The sequence below is a fragment of the Flectobacillus sp. genome (assembly GCF_049240685.1).
GTDB lineage: Bacteria > Bacteroidota > Bacteroidia > Cytophagales > Spirosomataceae > Flectobacillus.
Genome location: NZ_JBMLSD010000167.1, coordinates 6,923 through 12,399, shown reverse-complemented (window position 1 = coordinate 12,399; position 5,477 = coordinate 6,923). Strand labels below are relative to the sequence as shown.

General features: G+C 38.1%; 4 protein-coding genes. 1 reads left to right on the top strand and 3 read right to left on the bottom strand.

What is annotated here, in order from left to right; genetic code table 11:
* From ACOVQ4_RS07785 to ACOVQ4_RS07775, 3 genes are all read right to left on the bottom strand, one after another.
* Positions 1 to 1,421: bifunctional metallophosphatase/5'-nucleotidase (locus tag ACOVQ4_RS07785; protein WP_421820089.1), on the bottom strand; the 1,421-nt coding region annotated here is incomplete at its 3' end.
* Between the two features lie 144 nt (positions 1,422 to 1,565).
* Positions 1,566 to 2,435, bottom strand: a complete 870-nt coding sequence (locus ACOVQ4_RS07780; protein WP_421820088.1) for an aldose 1-epimerase family protein — start codon at positions 2,433 to 2,435, stop codon at positions 1,566 to 1,568.
* Positions 2,436 to 2,617: 182 nt separating this feature from the next.
* Positions 2,618 to 4,321 (bottom strand): sodium:solute symporter, encoded by a 1,704-nt coding sequence (locus ACOVQ4_RS07775; protein ID WP_421820087.1) that lies wholly within the window; start codon positions 4,319 to 4,321, stop codon positions 2,618 to 2,620.
* 404 nt (positions 4,322 to 4,725) lie between these two features.
* Between ACOVQ4_RS07775 and ACOVQ4_RS07770 the strand changes: the two genes are divergently transcribed.
* A partial coding sequence (locus ACOVQ4_RS07770) for an SDR family NAD(P)-dependent oxidoreductase (RefSeq protein ID WP_421820086.1) occupies positions 4,726 to 5,477 on the top strand: 752 nt, incomplete at its 3' end.

Genomic DNA, 5,477 nt, shown 5'->3' with positions numbered 1-5,477 from the left:
AAAAAGCCTAGATTTGTTTCTTTTCCTTCTATCAAAAATTTAGGTAAAACCACATAATAGGTTTGATTCACATCTAATAACTTCCCATTGATAGTCCATTCGTTTTTGGCATTATCGTAGGTAATTTTATCCCACTGCAAATACCCCCCATTACCTTTGTTTTTCAAGCCTGTATTTAATACTTGTTCGAGTAATCGACCTTTCATTTCGGCCTCTACGATTTTTCCACCAAAAGGCAATACTCGCATAATATCCAACTGCGTTACTTTACCTCCCACTTGGTCATCGATACGCACCGAACCACCATTAAAAATGGCACAGTCGTTGGGTTTGCTCGATGCTTTTGACATTGCTTTGGCGATAGCTGTACCTAGGTTAGTCTGAAAATTACGAATACTGCTTTCACGACCATCAAGAGGAGTATCGAGCGTGGCTACTACATCATTTTTATCAAGCCCCATTTTCTTGATAGCTGCATCCAAAATTTGCTCCCATTTTTGTACAATAGTTGCCACAGAGGCATCCTCCGCAATGGTATCGTCTATTTTGCGTAATTCGCTCGTAAGGCTCACTTTTTTCGTTTTGGTGTCAAAAGAAAAATTGTGCACATAAACTGTTTTTGCATTGGCATCCGCTTTTGCGATGACTACGTCACCAACTTTCTGAATCATATTGTCGTGATCGTGCCCACCCATCAAAAGCTTTACCTCTGGTAACATTTCTGCCAATTTTGCGTCGTCTACCTTATTGAGGTGAGTGATAGCCACCACAAAATCACATTGTGGCTTAAGCTCTTGATACGCCTTTTTAGCTGATTCAAAAAAGTCATCATACACTACAAAATTCTTTTTATTTGCTGGCAAAACTACCGAGAACATTCCCACTTTTACGGAAGCATCTGAAGCATTTTTGAAAGTCAAAACTGTAGTTTTTGGAAAAGGAACACCATTTTTGGTAAAAGGCTCTACGCCATTAGGAATATTATGAAAAGCATTTGAAGCCAACCAATTAAATTTAGAAAGATTGATACGCTCTACTAATTCGGCTTCGTCTACATCAAATTCATGATTGCCCAATCCGACCCAATCCATACCGATGGCATCCATCACTTCAACCATTTGTTTACCTTTAATACTTTTGCCTTCATGCTTAAAAGTCCCAATGAGCGAAGGGTTCAAAAAGTCGCCCGCCAAAAGCGTTATCGTATTGGGGTTTTGAGCTAATAACTCTTTTCGAACTGTAGCTACGCGTGCCATTCCTCCTACTTTACCTCCTTCGAGTGGTGCAATTTCGTACACATCGTTGAGATGCAAGAAGGTAACATTTACGGTTGATGAAGAAGAAGCGTTCGGCGTTTGTCCGCTTTTACAACTGATAAAAAGTGCTTGAAAAACAAGCAAAAGAAGAAGTAGTTTTTTCATATTGGTATTCATAAAAGATATTATTGAAGGTTAGTTTTTTCGACAACATCCTGAAAATAAAGAAAAAAGGCACAAAATTTAAGATAGTGTTTTTATACATCTATTCCTTAAATTTTGTGCCTTTTTATTTTTACTAAAATTTCCCTACACCAACTTTACACTCCATGCACGAGTAAAAGTCTCAGAAGGATTCAATGCTATCATTCCTTCTTTTTGGGTAATATCTTGGTTGTGACTTACATGGTCTGCAATACCACACCATGGTTCTATACAAACAAAATTAGCATTTTTAGCTGCCCAGATTCCTAGGAATGGATAGCCTTTAAACCCAAACTCTAATCTATGTTGCCCCAAATGAGACTTTAATGTAATACAATCTGATTGCAGGTTTTTATAGACTAAAGCATCTTGCTGAAATAGTTCTTTGGTAAGTGTAATTTCGTTAGAAGTAATTACTGTGCTTTCAGGTTCGTCCATAATCAAACCCTCTGGCGATAAAGGCCAACGTGCAAAATCTTCGGTTTTATTAAACACTAATCTATATTCTTCATAAGCAAGCCCTTCTTCAATCGGCACTTTAAAGGCTGGATGCCCGCCTACCGAAAACCAAAGTAACTTATCCCCAGAGTTATCCACAATGTATTGCAATTCCAGCTGGTTTTCTTGAAGAGTATATTTTAACCTAAACTCAAAATCAAAAGGATATACCGTTTTGGTATTTTCATCAGAAACTAGCAAAAACGTTACTGAATCTTCTGTGTGGGTTTCTATCGCAAACTCTCTATCTCTAGCAAACCCATGACGTCCCAACTGGTATGATTTTCCCTCATAGAAATAGGTATTGTCTTTGAGCGAACCAACTATTGGAAAAAGTACAGGCGAGTGTTTGCCCCAAAAAGCAGCATCACCTTCCCACATAAAATCAATATTGCTGGATAGTTGTATAAGGCTTACTAATTCAGCGCCTTTGGGATTGATTGTTGCTTTGAGGTCTTGATTTTGAATGGTAATCATGAGTCAGAGGTAATGGTTTGTTTAAGGAAAATACAAAATTAAGGTAATTTTACTGGCTTTTAGCTCTAGGCTTTATGCTGTAAGCTTAAAATTTCTCATGTATCTATTGAAGCTTTTTACTTAATGCTTAATGAATTTTAAATATAAATGACAATAAAACATTTATATTCACAATTCACCACTCACAATTCATCAATTTTTTCAACAGCCCTTTTAGGTGTTAGTATATGAATCAAATACGCAAATACAATCACTAATACACAGCCAATCAGATTTAGCCATAAAAAGGCAGTTAGGTCAATCCACCAAGTATAAATCACGATAATTTCTGCTAAAATTGCAGCCCAAAACACAGCATTTCCTTGGATGCTTCTGAAATAAAAAGCCACTAAAAACACCCCTAGGATTGTTCCGTAAAACCAAGAGCCTAAGATATTTACTGCCTCTATCAAGCTTCCAATGTTAGCCGTAAATTGCGCCACGATAATACAAAAAATCCCCCAACCAAGTGTCACCCAACGCGATACATTCAGATAGTGTTGATCAGTATCTTCAGGATGTAATAACCTTTTGTAAATATCAATAATAGTACAAGAGGTCAGCGAGCCAAATGCTGATGCCATCGAACCCATAGAGGCTAATAAAATCACCGCAATCAACAGCCCCACCATCCCAACAGGAAGGTATTTGGTCACAAACGATAAGAAGATATAATTGGTATCGTTGGTATCTGTTTCGGGACTCGTTTTCTTCAGTAAATCTTTTACTTCTGTTCTCAACACACCACTTGCTTTATCGGCCTCAGTCACCTTGACTTTTGTTTGCTCGATTTGTTGTTCGTTGCCACTTTTGAGGGCATCGAACATCTGAGCAACGGCTATCTTTTTTTCTTGAAAAATCTGTGAATGTTTGGCTTCTATTTGACGGTATTCTTGCGTATTGGCAATTTTATCTAAACCTGTTTGATTAAAAAATAGAGGTGGTTGATTGAACTGATAAAAAACAAAAACCAAGGCACCAACCAACAAAATTAAAAACTGCATCGGTATTTTAAGCATACCATTCATGAGTAAACCTATACGGCTTTCTCCTACCGATTCCCCAGACAAATATCGCCCTACCTGCGATTGGTCTGTACCAAAATAAGATAACTGCAAAAAGAAACCTCCAATCAAACCAGACCAAACATTGTAACGATTATTCAAATCAAATTTCCAGTCGATGGCATTGAGCTTCCCCATTTTGCCTGCGACTTTTAGGGTATCTACAAAACCTATTTCAGAAGGTAAAAGGTGTACGACCATGTATCCCGCCAAAAACATCCCTATCAATACCACAAACATTTGTTGCATTTGGGTATATGAAATAGTCTTTGAGCCACCATACATACAATAAAATGTTACGACCAAACCTGTCATGATATTGGTCCAATACAAATCCCAACCCAAAATTGTGGATAAAATAATCGAAGGAGCTGCAATAGTCACTCCCGTAGAAAGTGCCCTTGGAATCAAAAATAAGAAAGAGGTCAGCACCCTTGTTTTTAAATCAAAACGACCTTCCAAAAACTCATAAGCCGTATAAACGTTGAGTTTTTTAAACATCGGAATAAAGGTCACTGACAGTACAATCATGGCTAATGGCAAACCAAAATAAAATTGCACAAAACGCATACCATCGGTATATGCCTGCCCAGGAGCCGACAAAAAAGTAATAGCACTTGCTTGTGTAGCCATCACCGAAAGCGTGACATGATACCACGGTAATTGTCTGTCAGCCAACAGGAATCCTTCAATATTTTGTCTGGAAGCACGTCCCTTCCACATCCCAAATCCTACAATTCCTCCAAGGGTAGCTACCAAGACCAGCCAGTCGATATTCTTCATCTATTTAATCAGTTATCTATTCAAAGCTTGCGATTTAGAAATACAAAATTCATAAACTATAACCAAGCTTTTACTAGTGGTATTTTAGTCTAGCGAAAATATTCGCTGAAAAGTTGGAATAAACATATCATCAGTACAAGGTTGACGACAACAATCCAATATAATTGCTTCCACGAGGAAACAAACGGTGGTAATGCTTTATCTTTCTTAGTTTCTGGTTTCATAAATCATTAATCAATAGTCTATATTCAATCAGCAATAAACCTTCTGCAAGATAAGACATTTGAAATGGAATTGAAACATCGTTTACAAAGTGCTTATAGCTTGTGTTTTTGAAAAAATACTTTTAAATTTAGTATGCAAGCATAATATTTTATCCTAAAACAATCTTAACTATCGAACTAATGAATGCGAATCAGATTTTTAGTCTTGAAAATAAAGTAGCCCTTATTACAGGTGCCAGTAAAGGAATCGGAGAAGCAATAGCCCGTCATTTTGCGGCTTGTGGCGCCAAAGTGGTCATCAACTCTCGAAAACAAGAGGAATTGGATAAAGTTGCGGAAAGTATTCGTGCCGAAGGTGGATTCTGTGTAGGTATAGCCGCTAATGCTGGCGATATCCCAAGCTGTAAAGCGCTTATTCAAAAAGTAGTTGATGAACTAGGTGGTATTGATATCCTTGTCAATAACGCAGCCACCAATCCTGTATATGGTCCTGTACTAAACTGTGAAGAATGGGCATTTGACAAGATTATGAACATCAACGTAAAAGCGCCTTTTGAAATCAGTAAGTTAGTCCACCCAATCATGAAACAACGTGGAGGAGGTTCGATTATCAATATTAGTTCCATTGCTGGCCTCACACCCGACCCGGGCTTAGGTATGTATTCAGTATCGAAGGCAGCATTGAATATGCTGACAAAAGTTACTGCTAAAGAATGGGGAAGCGATGGCATCAGGGTAAATTCTATTTGCCCGGGGCTTATCAAAACCAAGTTTTCAGAAGCTCTCTGGCAAAACGAGCAAGTACTCAACCATTTCGTAAAACGTCTGCCTATTGCTCGTATGGGAACTGTAGACGAAATAGCTGGTCTGGCACTATTTCTTGCTTCTGACGCCTCTGGCTATTGCACAGGAGGCATTTACGAAGCCGACGG

Bases quoted from the DNA above. Each gene is read 5' to 3' on its own strand.
- ACOVQ4_RS07780 (WP_421820088.1), bottom strand. From the start codon at position 2,435: ATGATTACCATTCAAAATCAAGACCTCAAAGCAACAATCAATCCCAAA.
- ACOVQ4_RS07775 (WP_421820087.1), bottom strand. From the start codon at position 4,321: ATGAAGAATATCGACTGGCTGGTCTTGGTAGCTACCCTTGGAGGAATT.